We start from the raw sequence: 18,959 nt of genomic DNA, 5'->3' as shown, positions 1-18,959 counted from the left end.
ATTTCACATCATTTCACTTAAAGCAAATAATGCTATGCCTAAAACCATAAAACCAACACCCAGTATTCTAGCTTTCATGGCAGTCTTTTTCATATTGTTTTTATAAAAAAATCTTGCATCCAATATACCAACTATGTAGCCTTCCACTAACATCAATATTAAAAAATACTTTGTAAATAAACCAACAATAAGCATAATCTGCCTCCAGTATTCTTTATTACTGACATATTTTTCTCATATATAAGTCAAAATATGCATATAAAAAAGACAGGTATACCCTCTAAATAAGAGATTATAACCTGTCTAATTAAATATTATATTGTTCTGGTAATGAATACTTCATTATATTTTAGTTTTAATTTTTCAAAACAATATTGAGCTTTAAGCATATCTTCAAAGAAGGCAAATATGGTAGGGCCGCTGCCACTCATCATTGCACCTAATGCTCCATATTTTAACATGCTATTTTTAATATCCTTCAGTATATTATGTTTTCTTAAAGTTACATTTTCTAAAATATTTTTCATGTTTTTGCTAATATAATTCAAATCATCATTTTCTATGGCTGCCATAAGATGTTCAGTATCAGGATGTTTAAAAACTTTACTTAAATCTAAGTTTTGATAAACCTCTTTAGTAGAAACCCCAAAAGGTGGTTTAATTATAACAATAATATGATTTTTAAAACTATGAAGCTTTTTAACTTTTTCTCCTATTCCCTCACAAAGAGCAGTCCCCCCAATAATACAGTAGGGTACATCAGCTCCTATTTTTAAAGCAAGCTCCATTAGTTCTTCATTACTTGCGTTAACCTCATAAATATCATTCATGGCTTTTAGTACAGCCGCCGCATCGGTGCTGCCACCGGCAAGGCCTGCTGCTACAGGTATATTTTTCTTGATATAAATATCAATTCCTTCTTTTATTTCATATTTTTCTATAAATAGTTTTGCTGCCTTGTAACAGAGATTTCTATCATCATTAGGAAGATAGGCCTTATTTGACGTTAAATTAATTCCTTTAGAAGCCTTATTAATATTTATAATATCGTAAAGATCAATTGTCTGCATAAGCATTGCTAACAAATGATATCCGTCCTCTCTTTTGCCTATAACATCTAAGGATAAATTAATTTTAGCATAAGCCTTAATAAGCATTTATATTCTTCCTTCCAATTCAAAACTTAGGTCATATTTTAGTAACCCACTTCAATATTCTTATTTAGTATAATATAATAAAAAAAATAAAGCTAGGTATTTTCTAGCTTTATCCTAAAATAATTTAATTAGCACTTTCCTCTTTTTCTGTTATATTTATTCTTTCTTTTACTAAATTTAATAATGGTTCATATTTTTCAAAGAAGATAATAATAATATCTCCAGGCTTTGATTTATCAATAGCTTTTTCTAATGCCTCTACTTCGTCTAGAATAATCTCTAAATTTTTATGATTAAACTCGGAACTTAACACACCCTTTTCAAGGAGCTTAGCAATTTCGCCATTTCTCCTTCCTCTTTTATCTATGTCCTCTTTTATGTATATGAAGTCAAAATAGCTTCCAGAAATATTTCCTACTTGAAGAACGTTACTATCAAGTCTATCACCAGGTACTCCAATTACTCCAATAAGTCTATTATGCTTTATTGCCTTTATTCCCTCTAATACAGCCTTGTAGCCTTCTATATTGTGTCCATAATCAAGAATAACTGTAGCACCATTAACAGAATACATATTGAATCTTCCTGGATTCTGCTCTTCATTACAATAAAAGGTAGATAACCCCTTTCGAATAGTGGTATAATTTACATTTAAACCAATAAGCGCAGCGCAGGCACACATTGAGTTTTCAATATTATACTTCAGCTTGCCATTTATGGTTATATTAATTTTGTTTATTTTTATTAATGGGACAGCATTATCATCCTTTTCAATATAAATATATCCATTATGTGTATATACACCATAACCACCTTTTGAAATATTCTCTCTTAAAAGTTCATTATCTTTATCTTTTGATATAAAAATAATATTACTTTTCATTCTATTTACTATAGTTTTGCTTATTTCATCATCCGCATTTAGAATAACATATCCATTTTGTTTAACTGCCTCTCCTACAAGGGATTTTACATATGCTAAATCTTCTAAAGTATTGATTTCATCAATGCCTAAATGATCCTCTGTAATATTTGTAATTACAGCAACATCTGCCAAATCATAAGCTAGACCTTTTCTAATAATGCCGCCTCTAGCAGTTTCCAAAACAGCAACATCAATTTCCTTATTAGTTAAAAGTGTCATTGCACTTGTATATCCTGTTGTATCACCTTTATATATACATTTATTGTTTATGTATATTCCACCTGTAGTGGTCATACCAACACTGTTTCCTATAAGTGAAAGTGTATGTGCAATTAATCTTGTTGTAGTAGTTTTCCCATTTGTTCCCGTAATCGAGATAATTGGAATACTCCTTTTATTATTCTTAAACATCATTTCAACTATTGCTTTAGCAACATTCTTTCCATCACCATTGCATGGATAATGATGCATCCTGATGCCAGGTGCTGCATTAACCTCAATTACAGCATCTTCCAAGGTAAGAGGTGAACTAATATCCTTACAGCATAAATCTATGCCGCAAATATTTAATCCAATAGCCTGAGCTACCCTTTTACATATATCAATATTCTCTTCACATATTGCATCTGTACAATCAATTGAATTACCACCAGTTGAAAGATTAGCATTTTCCCTAAGAACAAGCTTTTTGCCTATTTCTAATACCGAACCCAATTCATAATTCTCTTTGGAGATATAGCTAATAAGAGCATCATCTATCTTAATTTTTGTTAGTGGTTTTTCATGCCCGATGCCTCTTCTTTCGTCTCGATTCATCTCATTAATGAGTTTTTTAATAGTACTAATTCCGTCTCCAATAATGAATGGTGGAATTCTTTCAGCTACAGCCACAACTTCTCCATCAACAACACAGGCTCTGTAATCTCTACCAGTAATGTGTTTTTCAATTATTATATCTTCATAATCTGTACTTAGTAAGTTATAGGCTTCTAATGCCTGCTTCTCATTTCTAATATTAACAAAAACACCTTTACCTTGATTTCCAAATCTAGGCTTAACAACTATTGGATAACCAATAATATCTGCTTTTAAAAGCAAATCTAAAGTATTTTCAACTTTACCACCTCTAGCTACAGGAATACATTGGTTCAGTAAAATTTCTTTGGTAAGAAGTTTATCACAAGCTATATCAATAGCAATACCACTAGTTTCGTTACAAATAGTTGCTTCCACCATTTTACTGTACTTACCATATCCAAGTTGAAACATGCTTTTTTCACCAAGCCTAAGTACAGGTATTCCTAATTTTCTTGCCTCATCACAAATTGCTAAGGTACTCGGTCCTAATTGTTCCTTTGACAGGATATCAGTTAAGGATTGAAGTCTAAAATCAAAGTTAAAGTCTTTTCCTTTAACAAGTGAATTAATCATATCTACAGTTATTTTCCCAGCCTCTATGGCTGTATTTTTATATTCATATTGATATATTACATAATAATTATCCTTTTCTATTTCTCTTGCTTTGCCATAAACCACATCTAATCCAACTTTATTTTGAAGAGCAATAATGCAATGTTCGCATATATGAGCTAAATAGGTTCCTTCATAAAGTCTCTTCACAAAGCCTCCTTCTTCATCGATTCCGCATCTATGAGTGAGTAGCTCAGGGAGCAGTTTTAGCAAGCCTTCATTAAAGCCTTCAATTTTATTACTGGGAATCTCACAATAGCCTTCTAAGTCCAAATCCATTCTTATACATTTTTTATGAGAATATATATTTCTCCCTTCAAAAATGTTAACGTCTGCTATTTTCATTTTTACGCTGTATTTCCTCCTTAATAGGCTGTTTTGCATTTATGATATATTTATCGCCGTTTTTAAGAACATGCATTTTTACATCAAACATGGATAGTATTTCATCAGGGTATTGTTCTGACGCATTGGTATATGTAATTGAACTTCCGTCGAAAACATAAACTGCTCCAGAACCTATAACTTGGAATTCGCCTTTACTGCTTACCATAATAGCAGTATCTTCATCTATACCAATACCTAAACTTTCAGGATTTTCAGCTATAGAAACCAAAATCCTTCCTGTTCTTCCTCTTTGTGAAAAATGCTGGTCAATAACAACATTTTTTAAAAGGCCAAGTCCTGGTGCCATTTTTAATGTACATTTTTTAGGGGCCTCTTCATCCACGCCAGTAATAATCATAGTGTCACTCATTACAGATGCTCCTGCAGAGGTGCCAACGAATACACAACCATCTTCATGTCTTTCATGTATTACCTTAAATAAAGGTGTACCCCCTAATAAGCTGGTAATACGAAGCTGATCACCACCAGTGAAAAAAACTAGAGACGCCTTTTGCATAATATCAATATTGTTTCTTTCACAGGCATCTTTTCTGTCTTGTATATCGAGAATATTAATATTAGTTACTCCAAGACTCTCAAAGATATTTCTGTATTCTGCTCCAACTTCCATCGGAAATTGTGTTGCAATGGTAGCAATAACTAATTCATCCTTTTCCTTATCAATCTTGCTGCAAACTTCTTTTAAAATGTTTTTCCCGCCTTTTTTATCTTCAGCTCCTCCGATTATTATTAGATTACCTTTTATAACTTCATCCAAACATAACCACTTCCCCAATCACATGTATCTGTTATTCTTTCCACCAATTTACACATTATTCAAATTATTTTTTTTTACATTACTCATTTATTTTGCATATTTTTTTTAAAAAATATGCAAAAAATAAAAAGATATATCCAATATATAAATACTAGATATATCACGGTAATTAAATTTAACACTTTAAATTTTATATCTTTTAAGGTCTAATTCTATCCCTATCTCTAGGAAAAAGTGTTACCTCTCTAATATTTTTAATTCCTAAAAGCTGTGCTGTAAGCCTTTCTAAACCGATTGCCAGGCCACCATGAGGCGGCATTCCAAACTTAAAAACTTGAAGATAATCTTTAAAACTCTCTACCTTTAATCCTCTTGAAGCAATACTTTCTTTAAGTTGTTCATAATTGTGAATTCTTTGCCCTCCAGTGGTTATCTCAAGACCTCTAAATAAAAGGTCAAAGCTATGAGTTAAGTTTTCTTCTGCAGGCATGGCATACATTGGTCTTTAAGGCTTGTGCTAAAACAGCCTGAACCTTAAATATTGCATTTGCTTTTAAATTTCTTAAAGCTAGGACCCTATTATTTAAAATGGTATCAATATTTGCTTCCAGATTTTCTTTATTTATTTCAATTGGCAAATCTTGTTTGACCTCTGAATAAATCACTAAGGAATGTGTCCAAAGTTCCACATCCTCACCAATTCCGGTTTTCTTTTGTACCACTCCTGTTATGCCTACAACACTTTCTAATTTTAAACTTTTAATATCAATGGTTTTAGTATCAATAACACATTGAACTATTCCAGTTCTATCTCTAATAATAATAAAGGCAAGTTTCCCTAATTTTCTTATTCTATGAACCCACCCAGATACCATAACTATTTTGTCATCATAATTTCTTAATTCCTTTATTAAGATTCTTTCCATTATTAATCCTTCCTTTCATTTTTTTAGGCTGTTATTTTTTATTACTCTTGGCCAAGAAGAAATAAAAAAAAGTCCCTAAGCATAATGCTTAGGGACGAATAAATCCGCGGTGCCACCCTTCTTAATCTTTAATTATAAGCAGAATTGAATATTAAAAAGCACCCACTCCATGTAGGAGTGAGTGCAAATACCCACGGTACCATCCTGCTTAATCATTAAATAGATTCGCTTTAATCCTTTTAACGGTGGATTTCCGTTTTATCCTAGTTATCCAATGGATTTTCAGATAATCAACTCAAGGATGTCTTTCATTATACTTCCTCTGCTGATCTTTCACCCTCATCAGCTCGCTTTTGAGATTTGGTACACTACTTTTCCTATCATCATTGCTTTATTGTTATTTTTAAAATATTCTATCATCTGAAATACTATTTGTCAATAAAACTATGATTATAAATTAGTTTTTAATTATCATATTATTTTAAAATTCCTATAAGCTCTTTTTCTATAAGATCATTATATTTACCCTGTCTGTATTCTGTTACAATTTCCTTTTGTTTTTCATTAGTAAGTCTAGCCATTTTTTCAGAAAGTTCTGCTGGTACTTCTACGTAAGCTCCTTTTGGTTCCATATTTTCAGTAAAAGTCATTATTGTAGGTATTCTAGAGGTTCCAGTATATTCTTCTAAGAGCCCCTCATTGCCCTTTAAGCCGTAATAAAAAACTTTAATCTTATCATTTGCATCACTTAGTTTCTTTATAAAAGGAAGAGCAGCTATGCAATCAGGACAGTAGCCCTCAGAAAAGACCACAACATTTACATTTTCCTTAATTTCCTTTGCTGCTTCATAACCTTCCTTTGAAAGCTCAATTTTATCTAAATTATTAATAAGTTTTTCACTTTCCTCTTTTGAATTTTTATTTAAGTATCCATTAAAATCCATACCATTTGATAATTCTATCATTTTTATCACTCCCAATAACTTAATTTCTATATATAAAATGTATTACAATTAAGATAATTTATCAATGTTTTTTTATCTAATTTAACTACTTCCAATAAATGAAGCTATAATTCAGTTCCTTATTTTTACTGTACAATAAGCCTAAAACTATGACATAATGAATGTGGACGCAACGTATAAAAAGGAAATCCTTATAAACTTTTTACTTAATATGTTAGGGGGTAACTAACATGGTTTTATTAAATGCTATGCAGAGTATTTTAAGTATTTTACTAATGATAAGCATTGGTTATATTTTAGCCTTAAAAGGCTGGTTTAAGGAAGAAGACTCAAAACTTTTTTCAAAGATTGTAATTAATCTTTCATTACCAGCGCTTATGCTTTCAAATATGCTGGATAACTTCACAAAGGAAAATATAACTCATGCAGGAAAAGGTTTTATTATACCTTTTGTTTCAATGATTGTGTGTTTTCTAATAAGCATTGTGTTTACAAAGCTTTTAAGAGTAGCGCCTGAAAGAAGAGGCACCTTTCAATGCATGTTCTTTCTTTCTAATACTATTTTTATTGGTCTTCCAGTAAACCTTGCTCTTTTTGGAGAACAAAGTGTTCCATATGTTCTCTATTATTACTTCTCCAATACAACAATATTCTGGACTTTAGGTGTAAATCTAATAAGTAAGGATGGAGGAGCTAGGAAAGAGTCTCTTTTTAACAAAGAAACTCTTAAAAGAATTCTTACTCCACCCCTGATTGGATTTATTTCTGCTCTAATACTTATAATTTTAAATATTCACCTGCCAAAATTTATAATTGACAGCTGTAAGTATCTAGGGAGCTTAACTACACCATTATCCATGCTATTTATTGGTATTGTTATAAGCTCAATTAGTTTTAAAAGCTTTAAATTTGATAAAGATATGCTGTTTATAATATTAGGAAGATTTTTAGTTTCTCCTATAGTTACTTATGGCTTTACCCTGCTTTTTTCTGCTCCCCTTATAATGAAGGATGTATTTACAATTCAAGCAGCACTTCCTGTAATGGCAAATGCAGCTATAGTCACAAATGAATATGGTGCCGATTATGAATATGCTGCAGTTATGATTGCCATTACAACTATTTTAAGCCTGATTTTTATACCAATTTACAGAGTTCTTATATAATAAATTCAGCCTTGCTTCCTTCTTTAGCTGGGGTAATTTCTAGTCTAACATCTATTCTTTCCTTCAGTTCAGGGACATGGGATATTACTCCAACTAATCTGCCGCCCTTTTGCAGGTCTATAAGACACTCTATAGCATTATCTAAGGACTCTGGATCTAAGGTTCCAAAGCCTTCATCTACAAACATAGTATCTAGACTTATTCCTCCCGCATGTGCCTGAACTACATCTGCCAGGCCTAAGGCTAGTGCCAAGGAAGCCTTAAAGCTTTCACCTCCCGAAAGAGTTTTTACATGACGTGACTTACCAGTATAGTTATCAAAGACTTCTAATTCAAGTCCTTCTTGCTTAGTTCCCTTACCTTTCTCCTCTTTTCTTTTAAGAATAAATCTTCCACCAGCCATTTTATTAAGCCTAATATTAGCCGCGGAAACTATTTCATCGAAATATGCAGCGAGTACATATCTTTCAAAGGTAATTCTCTCTTCATTAAAGCCATTGGCAGTTCTTGATACATCACTTATTATGCTGCATCTTTCTTCGTCTTTGCTAATATTATTTGTTATTTCTTCGATTTCCATAAGAGCGCCTTTATTATTCTTTATTCTTGCATATATTTTCTTTTCAGTATCTGCTATGTTACGTTCCTTTTCGGTAAGCTCACTAAATGCTTTCTTTAAGGAATTAACATCGACCTCAGGAAGATCCTTACATACTAATTCATAATTTTTATATGTATCACCTGCAGACTGCAACTTTTTATAAAAATTATTTATATCATTTTCTAATAGATCTATTTCCTTTTCTGAAATTTTATACTCTTTATATTTTTCATAGGAGGAAAAATCATATTCCAGCAATTTTTCATTAAGTATTTTTCTCCATTTTAATACATCTTCATTAGCTTGCTCTATGTTATTTGCTTTTCCTTCCATATCAGCTTTGCATGAATGATATATATTTTTTGATTCATTAAGCCTTTCTTGAGCTGCCTTATAGGACTTTTCTAAGCTTTCTAATTGTAATTTTAATTCATCAACCTTTATAGTTAATCTTTTGCTGGAACGAAGCTCTGAAGGAATTTCCCTTTCTAGATTATTGATAAGCTCCTGTTCACTTGAAGCTTTTACAAATAAAAATTTGTAATCCTCCTCAAGCTCTGGAAGTTTTTTCTCACTAAGCTTAACACCTTCCATTAGTTTTGCAATACTATCTTCAGTTTTTGCCTTTTTATCTATTTTGGTCTTTAATTCTATAATTCTATTTTCTAGCTTCTCAATTTCAAATTTCAATTTTGGACCTTTATCATTAATTTCTTTCTTTATTTCCTCATTTGTAAATTCAAATATATTCTTAAGAAAAATATTTTTTAGATTCTCCTTAGTTTCATTTAATTCTTTTAGGCTGGACTCAAGTTTTCCATATAAGGTAGCAAGCTTTTTAAGTTTTTCGTGTTTTTCCTGCTGTTTACTCTCATAAATACTTTTAACTTCTTTTAAACCTTCAGAAGAAGGAACCTCTGAAATAAGTACAGCTGGTCTTGGATGTCGAGTAGAACCACAGACTGGACATTCATTACCTTCCTTAAGGTCTTTCGCTAAAATGCCTGCTTGAGCCTTAAAATACTTATCCTGCATTGTTTCATAATTTTCCTTGTATTTTAAAAACTTTGCTTCAAAGCTATTATAGCTTTCTGCTTCAGCTTTATGCTCTTTCTCGTTTGATGCAAATTCATTTATTTTATTCCTAAGGTCTCTAAGTTTATCCATAACTGCTTTTTTTTCATCTACTAATTTTGAGCTTTCTGCTTTTTCTATTTCACAATTATTAATTTCTAATAAATTTTTATTTAAGCTCTCTAATTCCAGCTTATTTTTATTTAATTCCTGCTTAAACTTGTCTAGAGTGCCTTCTTTTAAAGCTAATTCTTTTTTTATATTATTAATGTTAAAGCACTTTGTTTCATAATCTTTAACCTTTCCTTCCCTATCATTAAGCTTTACTATTTCTTCACTAATACTTGTTCTATCCTTCTGTTTGTCTTCCTCAAGCTTTAGTTTCTCTTCTAATATTGCAGCCTTTTTCTCTGCTTCCTTTAAGTTGTTTTCTGATTTTCTATAATCATTCTCTCTTATCCTTAAGTTATTCTCTCTATCTAACAAGGTGTTTTCTACCAAATTAACTTGAGAAGCTTTTCTTGCTTTAGTTAATTTTACTTCCTTTAGTTTATAATCCTTTTCTTGTGAATTAAGAATTATGTAGGAATTATAGGCTTCCTGCTTTTCTTTTAATTTATTATTTATTTCCTCTCCTTTATTTATTTTTTGCTGAAAATTAATCTCTTCTTGTTTTATGAGATTTATATTCTCATTTAATTTTTTATCTTCCTCATTATCAAGTGCAATAAGCTCTTTAGTTTTATTTATTATTTCAATAATATTTAAGTAATCAGCATTAACTAATTTTATTAAGTCCTCAACCATGCCTGGATCAATATTTTTTATGTGAACTGCTCTTTTTGTTTCCTCTTCCTTTATTTTTTTATAAAAATCCTTTTGCATATTATCAAGTTTTTGTTGAATTAGCTGAAAAGCTTCAGTTCCAAATATTTTTCTAAAGATTACTTCCCTTTCCTTGCTTTCAGCTTCAAGGAGCTTTCTAAATTCCCCTTGAGGAAGCATTATAATTTGTCTAAATTGATTTTTATTTATTCCCATAATATTATTAATTTTTTCATCTACCGCATTTGTCTTAGTAATAATCTCTCTTTCTGGAGTGATTAGTGTGGCTTCAGCATTTTTAAATACTGTTCCTTCACCCTTTTGCTTTTTTCTCTCCTGTGAAGGAAATCTGGTTACAGTATATCTCTTTCCCCTAAGTTCAAATTCAAGCTCTACAAAGGTGGGAGTTTCTATAGATGCAAAATCACTTCTAAGGCTATCCTTATCCCTGCTGCTTCCTGAAGCCTCTCCAAAAAGTGCAAAGCTTATTGCATCAAAAATTGTTGTTTTCCCTGCACCTGTAGGACCGGTAATTAAAAATATATTTTTATACTGAAGCTTAGTAAAGTCAATAACCTGAACCCCAGAATAGGGTCCAAATGCACTTAAGGTTAATTTAATTGGTCTCATTTATTTACCTCCTTATCAGCATCTTCAATAATTTCTATTATTAAGCTCAGTTTGTTTTCCGTTAGCTTTCTTCCTGTTATTGATTCATAAAACTCTTCAAATAGCTTAACCTTAGATTTATTTTGAAAGCCTATAGCTGCAGAGGTTTTACTCTCTTCCTTTTCTCTTCCTTCTTCTCTATGCAGACCCATAATATTGGGGTACACTGCTCTAAGCTTAGCTATAGGGTCAATTAATTCTTCTTCATCAGTTAAAATAGCATAAATATAATCTTCCACGTTGTCTCTCATATAAACATTTGGATTAATTAACTCATTAATTGGTCCCTTTATAATTCTCATATCTCGTCTAGGTTTAAGCTCCCTATTTTTTACTGCAACCTCACCAGATTTATTTATTTCCACAACAGCTACACTTTTTTTATGATTAACCTCTGAAAAGGAGTATTTTAATATAGAGCCAGAATATCGCATTTTATCACTGCCCACCTTTTGCGGTCCATGTAAATGTCCAAGAGCAGTATAATTAAAGACGTTAAAGTGCCTTCCATTTATTAAATCTGTTCCTCCTATGCTTAAGGGTCTTTCAGAGCTAGAAATTTCTAGGCCAGCTCTTTTATTTTCCTCGTAATTTTCTGTATCAAATGCTGCCTCACTCATAAAAGTTACGTATCCATGGGCAACTAGAATATTATTTTCATCCTTATTTAGCTTTTCATTAATAGTTTCCATAACTTTTCTCATTGCATCATCATGAGTTTGAATTTCTTCATCCTTGTAAATATGCTTGATTGCCTTTGGATCAGCATAGGGCAGTAAAAAGAAATTTATTTTTTCATCTTCCTTCTCTATAGTTACGGATTTAATATTCTCATCAAATAATCCAGCAATATATAGTCCATTTTTACTTAGTATCTCACTGGCAAAGGATAGCCTTTCAGAGCTATCATGGTTGCCTGCTATAGCTAATATTGGTACTTTAAGTTCTAGTAATATCCTGTTTAGCACATCATTTAAAAGCTCAACTGCTTCTACCGGAGGTATACTTCTATCATATAAATCCCCTGAAATTATTAATGCATCTGGCTTTTCTTGCTTTACTATTTCAATTAATTCTTTTAATATGAATTTTTGATCCTCTATCATACTAAATTCATTAACGATCTTTCCTATATGCCAATCCCCTGTGTGAATTATTTTCATAAGGCTCACTCTCCATATCCATTATAGATTATATGTTCGTTATTTATATCATAAATCCTTTTTAGAGGAAATGAAAGTGATATAAATATCCCATATAAATTGATATAATGGAAATAGAGATTTCCTAGGAGGTGTGTAATGAAGATTGCCCTAGCTCAAATGAGCGTTGAATTTGAAAATAAAGAAAAAAATAAAGAAAAGTGCAGGAGCTTTATAAAAGAGGCTAAAGATAAGGCCTGTGATTTAATTATATTTCCTGAGATGACACTAACCGGTTTTTCTATGAATACTAAAGAAATTGCTGAAGATAATAATGATACTATAGATTGGTTTAAAAATAAGGCCATAAATTATGGACTATATATTGGTTTTGGCCATGTAGTTAGAATGAACGAAAAGTGCGAAAATAGATTTACAATAGTTTCTCCAGATAATAAGGAAATTCTAAGCTATGCTAAAATCCATCCATTTTCCTACAGCCTTGAAGATAAGTATTATAAAGGCGGTAATTCTATATTATTAACTAGAATCAGTGGCTTTATGATATCTCCCTTTATTTGCTATGATTTAAGATTCCCAGAGATTTTTCAAATAGCCTCTAAAGAGTGCCACTTAATAACAGTAGCTGCTAATTGGCCAAAATCCCGTAGAGATAATTGGATTACACTTTTAAAAGCAAGGGCAATTGAAAACCAATGCTATGTGGCTGGTGTAAATGTAGTAGGGATGATTAATGGCTATGAATATTCCGGAGACTCACTTATTATAGATCCAATAGGAAGGGTTATAGCAAAAGTAGAAGAAAAAGAAGAGTTATTAATTGGAGAAATAGATATAGATACAGTTTTACGATTTAGAGACCACTTTCCAATAAAAAAAGATAGACGAGAAGAATTATATAAAAATATTACTGCAAAAAAATGCATGGAGCAAAATAGTTAAAAAACTAAAGCTATTTTGCTCATTTTTCTACTGCTGAATTTTAAACCCTGTATTTTCGATACATCCCATTATGGCAGCTTCCTCTGCTGGTTCATTATATTGAACTTCGATAGTACCTCTTGCCACATCTACAGCTACTTCTTGAACCCCTTTTATTTTATCTAATGCATTTAGAACCTGTGCCTTATTTTTACGGCTTGCCATTCCTGAAATATTATAATGAACAGTTTTCATGACATATCCCCTTTCTTTTTATACAATAATAGTATTGAAAGAAAATATATTTTTTATCCATACCTTATATATATTCTTTAAATAGCTCTTTTAGATATTTTAAATTAAAACCGCTAAGGGATAGCAATAACTGGGAGGGAAAGTAAAAAACCCAGATTAAAAAGCCAGTTAATTTTTCGTATTGGGCAAATCCTATAAAGTCAACTATATTAAATAGCCCTACATTTATATCACAAAAAAGAAATAATATTATTCCAATAGAAATAAGTAAAGCTCCTTCCTTAGGGAACTTTCCTCTTTTTAATGTACTTACTCCGCAGTAAACGCTAGTAATAAGAAAAACTGCATATATAATACCTAAAGCTAAAAGCTTTCTGTCAAAGTTATTAATATTAATTACTGTTAAAGTAAATATAGAAATTAATAAAAAGAAAAATAAAAAAATTAGATTCTTATAAGCCTCTATTTCCATAAGGCTATGCCTTATTATGTATGTTATTTGCACAATACAAAAGCATATAACGCCTAATTTAAAATCCTCTTTTATTAAAAGAAAGTAATCTGCTATAATTGTAAAAAATCTTGCAAGTTGAACTAGGCATCTATCTCTTTTATTATAGCAGTCTTTCCCAATTAAAAGCGTAAATATAAAGCATAGCACGATTGTGCTAAATTTTAAGTTTACGGAAATTTTATTATACCTATTTATAAAATAAAGATCTGTATATAGAAATAAAAGAAAAATAACTATTTGTATAGCTATTAATATTCTTATTATGTTCTTTTTACTTACTATAACCATAATTGCGCCACCTACAACAATTTTAATTTCTTTTCTAATTGTATTCCTTTCCTTTATTAATTATTCTCTGCTATAATACTACCATATATATAAGTAGAAGCCTTAAGGAGATAAGCATGAAGAGATTCAAGAAAATTTATATAGAAATTACAAATGTATGTAACTTAAGCTGTGATTTTTGTCCAGTAACTGAGAGAAAACCAGAGTTTATGAGCCTTGAAACCTTTGAAAAAATACTAATTGACATTAAACCCTATTCAACTTTTATTTATTTACATGTAAAAGGAGAGCCTCTTTTACATCCTAAAATAGATGAATTTTTGCAAATATCTGAGGCCTACGGGTTTAAGGTAAACCTTACTACCAATGGTACCTTAATTGGTAAGGTTAAAAATAAAATAATTAATAAGAAGGCCCTAAGGCAAATAAACTTTTCACTTCACAGCTTTGACGCCAATGAAACGGATTTTACATTAGAAGCTTATCTTAACTCTATTATATCCTTTACCTTGGAGGCTGTTAAGAATAACATTATAGTCTCCTATAGATTATGGAACTTAGAGGAAGAGGTTAAAAGCCTTGAAAAGAACAGACACATTCTTAATATTATTGAAGAAGCTTTCCATTTGGATTATAAAATTGAAGAAAAGCTTTTGGAAAGCAGAGGAGTTAAACTCTTAGAAAATGTATATTTAAATGCAGCTTCTAGGTTTAATTGGCCTCAAAATGACTTAGAGCAAAGCGACACCACTGGCTTTTGTTATGGTCTTAGAGATCAAATAGCAATACTTGCAGATGGAACAGTAGTGCCTTGTTGCCTTGATGGCGAAGGGATTATAAACTTAGGTAATATTCACACTACAAACTTTAAAGATATTATTAAAGGCTCTAGAGCAGCAACCATATATGATGGTTTTTCTAATAGGCAGGTAATTGAAGATTTGTGCAAGAAATGTGATTATAGAAGGAAATTTAATAGTTAACTTTACTAGAAAAAGCCTTAGGATAACCTAGGGCTTATTTCTTAAATCTAAAGTAATATTCAGGAGTATCTTCTGTAATAGTTTTAAATTGATAACCTAAATCCTTATAATAGTCTATAATAAAGGGTAGGGCTTTTGCAGTATTCTTATTTGTCTGATCACAATGCAGCAGCATAAATATTCTTGAATTCCCTTTGCCAATAATTTTATGTGCTTCCCTTACTAATCTATCGGTTGGAGTATTGTAATTTAACCCATCTGAAAGGCATGCGTTCCAATCATATATCTTATAATTTTTATTATGAAGCTTTTCTAAAAGTGAACTATTTAAATGCGGTTTACTTCCTGTGGGAAATCTTATGGCTTTGGGATTATAGCCTAAAACCCGGTTTACTTCCTTTTGGGTTTCATCCATTTCATTTATAAAGCTATCATGACTTGAGTATATTTTTTTATACACATGTGTATAAGTATGCAACCCTATAGAATGTCCTTCTCTGTCTATTCTTGTTAAAATATCTTCTCTTCCTTGTATTTTATTTCCCACAACAAAAAATGTAGCTTTAACTCCTTTTTCCTTTAATATATCTAGTATCTTATTAGTAACAATGAAACTAGGTCCGTCGTCAAAGGTAAGAAAGATACTTTTTTCTTCTTCATTAATTTTACATTGACCTTTTGCACTTACTTTAGCTGTTTCTAGTGAACACAAAAACAAAACAACTAAGAATGTTAAGAACATCTTATGTTTTCTCATCTAAGTTTTTCACCTCAGTTTCTTATTATTGAGAATTTTAATTTAACTATTTAATATTTTACCCTAAAAAGTAATTTTTATTTTTTATATATTCTTACTTTAAAAATTAATGCATAAAATAAACTTAAGCAAGGTTATAGGGTTTTAAGTTCAACTAATAACTTTTACATGTCCTAAAAAGGCTTAAGCTGCCTATTTTATGGCATGTATAAGTTAAGTTTAACAAATAAAACCCTTTAAATGAGGTGAATATGCTTAATAAAAAAGAAATTATAGAAGTATTTTCTATTTCTTTGCCTGTTATTGCTGAAATGCTTCTTTATATGATTATATTACTGTTAGACACAGCAATGGTCTCTATATATGGTGGTCACATAGCAGTTAGTACAGTTGGTTTAAGTTCAGAAATTATTTATTCTATCAGCGGTATAATTATAGATGTAGGCATTGCAGTAGCTGTAACTTCTTTTATTGCAAGAATGCTTGGAGAAAAAAACATTAAAGCCGCCGAAGAATATGCTGCTATAGGTTTTTATTTAGGCTTTTTGGTTTCTATAATAGTATGTTTTATGTTATTTAAGTTTAATTCAGAAATATTGAATTTTGCAGGTGCAAGTTCTGATGTAATTGCATTAGGAAATATATATATCAGAGTTATTAGTGTAGGGTTATTTTTTAAAATGCTTTCTGGTATATTAAGCGGCATTTTAAGAGGTTATGGAAATACTATAATACCTCTATATACTGCACTTATTGTACTTATGATAAACTTATTTTTTGATTGGCTTTTTATTTTTGGAAAACTTGGCTTTAAGGAGCTTGGAATAAGAGGTTCAGGAATTGCTTATAACTATGCTCAAATCTTTGGTTTCTTATTTTTGCTTACATACATTATCCAAAAATCGAAAATTAAAATTAGACTAAAATATATGCTATTTATTTCAATACATAAATTAAAAGAGTTTTTAGCCTTATGTATTCCTACCTCTTTAGAAGATGCCTCCTTTAACATCAGCAGGCTGTTATCTCTTTTTATAATAATGCATAACGGCACAATAGCCTTTGCTTCAAATCAACTTGCTACCACAGTTGAAAATATATCCTTTATGCTAGGTTATGGCTTTTCTGTAGCAGCAACCACTCTGGTAGGCATCAAGGTTGGAGAAAGAAATTATAAAACAGCAAAAAAATATGCCTATTTATGTGCTTCTTTTGGTGCAATTTCAATGATTATTTGCTCCATTTGTTTTTTAGTTATTCCAGAAGTTTTAATAAGCTTTTTTGTAGATAAAACCGAAGTGGAAGTTGTAATTTATGCTACTCAATGCTTGAGGACCGCCGCTGTGGAACAGCCTTTTATAGGATTATCACTTGTATTTGCTGCTGCCATGAAAGGGTCAGGTGATACAAAGTCACCATTTTATATATCTTTTATCACTAGCTGGTTCATTAGGCTGCCGCTTATGTTTTATTTTATATATATCATTAAACTGCCAGTTGTTTATGTTTGGTGGATAACAAATCTTCAATGGTGTATAGATGGTATTTTAATGTTTATAATGTTTGAAAATAGATTTAAAAATATAAATTTGCATTTTACAAGATTTGTAGATTAACATATTGATTTTTCATATAATATTATATAAAATAAATTATATAGTATAGCACACTTATTAAATATCATATATTAAATGGAGGTTTTTTCTATGAGAGTTATACTAATTGGGCCGCCTGGAGCAGGAAAAGGAACTCAGGCAAAGCTTTTATCTGAAAAATTCAATATTCCCCATATTTCAACTGGGGATATTTTTAGAAAAAACATAAGAGAAAACACCTCACTTGGAATTGAGGCTAAGTCATATATGGATAAGGGCATGCTCGTACCAGATGAGCTAACCTTAAGAATCGTTTATGACAGACTAAAGGAAATAGATTGCCGAAAATGCTATTTATTAGATGGATTCCCTCGAACTTTAAAGCAGGCTGAAGCCTTTCAAAAATTATTGGAATCAGATAATAAATCAATTGATAATGTTATTTTGTTTAAAGTGCCTAAAGAGGTCATTATTGAAAGGGGAACCGGCAGACGTATCTGCTTAGGCTGCGGTGCTAGCTATCACATTAGCTATAATCCACCACATATTATAAATATCTGCGACAGCTGCGGTGGTGCACTAACTCAAAGAGTTGATGATACTGAGGTGACAATTAGCAATAGATTAGAGCTTTATAAAAGAGAAACGCTGCCTCTAATAGATTATTATAGAGGCAAAAACCTCTTAACAGCAATTGATGGCACTTTAGCCATTGAAAGTGTTTTCAAGGTGGTTAATAATTTGTTAGAAAGTGATTCATCTAAAAAAGGAGCTTAAATTTAATACATATTTCATGTAAATTTTGTTAATAATATTATTTGTTGAATAATATTTTGGAGGCGTGAAATATGAGAAGTTTACAGGGTACTAAAACAGCAGAAAACCTGTCAAAGGCTTTCGCTGGTGAATCACAGGCGAGAAATAGGTATACCATATATGCCATGGTTGCAGAAGATGAAGGACATCAGTATATTGCAGAAATCTTTAGAGAAACTGCAGATGAAGAAAGAGCACATGCTAAAATTTTCTTTGACTTTTTAACACAGGGGCTTGGTAAAACCGACATCAAGGTAGATGCAGATTACCCTATTGGTCTTGGAAACACAGAGCAAAACCTTCAATATGCAGCAGAAGGAGAAAAAGCAGAATGGGGCACCTTATACCCCCAATTTTCTACTGTAGCTAAGGAAGAAGGTTTTGCTGATATTGAATTTGCATTAAAAAAAATAGTAGCAATAGAAACCTGGCATGAAAAAAGATACTTAGATCTAATGAATGCTTTAAAGAATGGTACATTGTATAAAAAGAATAATAATCAATATTGGAAATGCATGAACTGCGGTTTTATATTTGAAGGTCTTGAAGCCCCTAAAGTATGCCCAGCTTGTAAATATCCACAAGGCTGGTTTCAAATAGCTTACGATTATATTCCATAACATTATGTCTTACTTGAAAATTAATATTTATATACTTAATAAATATTAATTTATAATATCAAACATTGTTATGTTATAATAAATGTATGGGAAAGATGTCAATC

The 18,959-nt window shown here is 31.0% G+C and carries 16 protein-coding genes, 1 pseudogene and 1 other annotated feature; of the genes and pseudogenes, 6 read left to right on the top strand and 11 right to left on the bottom strand.

Features of this window, described 5'->3' with window-relative positions; all coding sequences use genetic code 11:
* Nucleotides 1-3: 3 nt before the first annotated feature.
* From ACJDUG_RS02615 to ACJDUG_RS02590, 6 genes and pseudogenes are all read right to left on the bottom strand, one after another.
* On the bottom strand, nt 4-195 hold the full coding sequence (locus tag ACJDUG_RS02615) for a CLC_0170 family protein (RefSeq protein ID WP_406768323.1): 192 nt from the start codon (nt 193-195) through the stop codon (nt 4-6).
* Nucleotides 196-314: 119 nt separating this feature from the next.
* Nucleotides 315-1,157 (bottom strand): 4-(cytidine 5'-diphospho)-2-C-methyl-D-erythritol kinase, encoded by an 843-nt coding sequence (gene ispE / locus ACJDUG_RS02610; protein WP_406768322.1) that lies wholly within the window; start codon nt 1,155-1,157, stop codon nt 315-317.
* A 124-nt stretch (nt 1,158-1,281) separates the two neighbouring features.
* Complete coding sequence (cphA, locus tag ACJDUG_RS02605; protein WP_406768321.1) at nt 1,282-3,897, bottom strand: cyanophycin synthetase; 2,616 nt, start codon at nt 3,895-3,897, stop codon at nt 1,282-1,284.
* Nucleotides 3,878-4,717 carry a cyanophycinase gene (locus tag ACJDUG_RS02600; protein ID WP_406768320.1) on the bottom strand — a complete coding sequence of 280 codons (840 nt, stop codon included), beginning with the start codon at nt 4,715-4,717 and terminating at the stop codon, nt 3,878-3,880. The genes cphA and ACJDUG_RS02600 overlap by 20 nt, the downstream gene beginning before the upstream one ends.
* Before the next feature lie 199 nt (nt 4,718-4,916).
* A pseudogene (locus ACJDUG_RS02595) lies at nt 4,917-5,643 on the bottom strand (amino acid--tRNA ligase-related protein).
* A 170-nt stretch (nt 5,644-5,813) separates the two neighbouring features.
* Nucleotides 5,814-6,036 (bottom strand) — a binding site (T-box leader).
* A gap of 83 nt (nt 6,037-6,119) precedes the next feature.
* Entirely contained in the window at nt 6,120-6,608 is a 489-nt protein-coding gene (locus ACJDUG_RS02590) for a thioredoxin family protein (protein ID WP_406768319.1), read from the bottom strand.
* Nucleotides 6,609-6,838: 230 nt separating this feature from the next.
* On the opposite strand from ACJDUG_RS02590, the gene ACJDUG_RS02585 reads away from it, so the two are divergent.
* Nucleotides 6,839-7,774, top strand: coding sequence for an AEC family transporter (locus ACJDUG_RS02585; protein WP_406768318.1), 936 nt, complete (start codon nt 6,839-6,841; stop codon nt 7,772-7,774).
* On the opposite strand, the gene ACJDUG_RS02580 is transcribed toward ACJDUG_RS02585, so the two are convergent.
* Nucleotides 7,767-10,904 carry an AAA family ATPase gene (locus ACJDUG_RS02580; protein WP_406768317.1) on the bottom strand — a complete coding sequence of 1,046 codons (3,138 nt, stop codon included), beginning with the start codon at nt 10,902-10,904 and terminating at the stop codon, nt 7,767-7,769. The genes ACJDUG_RS02585 and ACJDUG_RS02580 overlap by 8 nt on opposite strands.
* Entirely contained in the window at nt 10,901-12,106 is a 1,206-nt protein-coding gene (locus tag ACJDUG_RS02575) for an exonuclease SbcCD subunit D (protein ID WP_406768316.1), read from the bottom strand. Before ACJDUG_RS02575 ends, ACJDUG_RS02580 begins: the two co-directional genes overlap by 4 nt.
* A 138-nt stretch (nt 12,107-12,244) precedes the next feature.
* On the opposite strand from ACJDUG_RS02575, the gene ACJDUG_RS02570 reads away from it, so the two are divergent.
* The gene (locus ACJDUG_RS02570) at nt 12,245-13,048 is read left to right on the top strand and encodes a carbon-nitrogen family hydrolase (protein ID WP_406768315.1); all 804 of its coding nucleotides are present in this window, start codon (nt 12,245-12,247) and stop codon (nt 13,046-13,048) included.
* Between the two features lie 27 nt (nt 13,049-13,075).
* On the opposite strand, the gene ACJDUG_RS02565 is transcribed toward ACJDUG_RS02570, so the two are convergent.
* Entirely contained in the window at nt 13,076-13,282 is a 207-nt protein-coding gene (locus ACJDUG_RS02565; RefSeq protein WP_406768314.1) for a heavy-metal-associated domain-containing protein, read from the bottom strand.
* Nucleotides 13,283-13,346: 64 nt separating this feature from the next.
* The gene (locus ACJDUG_RS02560; protein ID WP_406768313.1) at nt 13,347-14,084 is read right to left on the bottom strand and encodes a lysoplasmalogenase family protein; all 738 of its coding nucleotides are present in this window, start codon (nt 14,082-14,084) and stop codon (nt 13,347-13,349) included.
* A gap of 116 nt (nt 14,085-14,200) precedes the next feature.
* Here ACJDUG_RS02560 and ACJDUG_RS02555 point away from each other — a divergent pair, with 116 nt between their 5' ends.
* Entirely contained in the window at nt 14,201-15,067 is an 867-nt protein-coding gene (locus ACJDUG_RS02555) for a radical SAM/SPASM domain-containing protein (protein WP_406768312.1), read from the top strand.
* A 34-nt stretch (nt 15,068-15,101) separates the two neighbouring features.
* On the opposite strand, the gene ACJDUG_RS02550 is transcribed toward ACJDUG_RS02555, so the two are convergent.
* Nucleotides 15,102-15,824 (bottom strand): polysaccharide deacetylase family protein, encoded by a 723-nt coding sequence (locus ACJDUG_RS02550; protein ID WP_406768311.1) that lies wholly within the window; start codon nt 15,822-15,824, stop codon nt 15,102-15,104.
* A 251-nt stretch (nt 15,825-16,075) separates the two neighbouring features.
* Between ACJDUG_RS02550 and ACJDUG_RS02545 the strand changes: the two genes are divergently transcribed.
* The 3 genes from ACJDUG_RS02545 to rbr all read left to right on the top strand — a co-directional run bounded on the left by ACJDUG_RS02545 (nt 16,076) and on the right by rbr (nt 18,855).
* Complete coding sequence (locus ACJDUG_RS02545; protein ID WP_406768310.1) at nt 16,076-17,440, top strand: MATE family efflux transporter; 1,365 nt, start codon at nt 16,076-16,078, stop codon at nt 17,438-17,440.
* 90 nt (nt 17,441-17,530) lie between these two features.
* Nucleotides 17,531-18,196, top strand: coding sequence for an adenylate kinase (locus ACJDUG_RS02540; protein ID WP_406768309.1), 666 nt, complete (start codon nt 17,531-17,533; stop codon nt 18,194-18,196).
* 71 nt (nt 18,197-18,267) lie between these two features.
* Nucleotides 18,268-18,855, top strand: coding sequence for a rubrerythrin (gene rbr / locus ACJDUG_RS02535; RefSeq protein ID WP_406768308.1), 588 nt, complete (start codon nt 18,268-18,270; stop codon nt 18,853-18,855).
* The last annotated feature ends 104 nt before the right edge of the window (nt 18,856-18,959 follow it).

The organism is Candidatus Clostridium stratigraminis (assembly GCF_045310675.1).
Taxonomy (GTDB): Bacteria; Bacillota; Clostridia; order Clostridiales; family Clostridiaceae; genus Clostridium_AT; species Clostridium_AT stratigraminis.
This window is presented reverse-complemented; position numbering and strand designations above follow the sequence as displayed.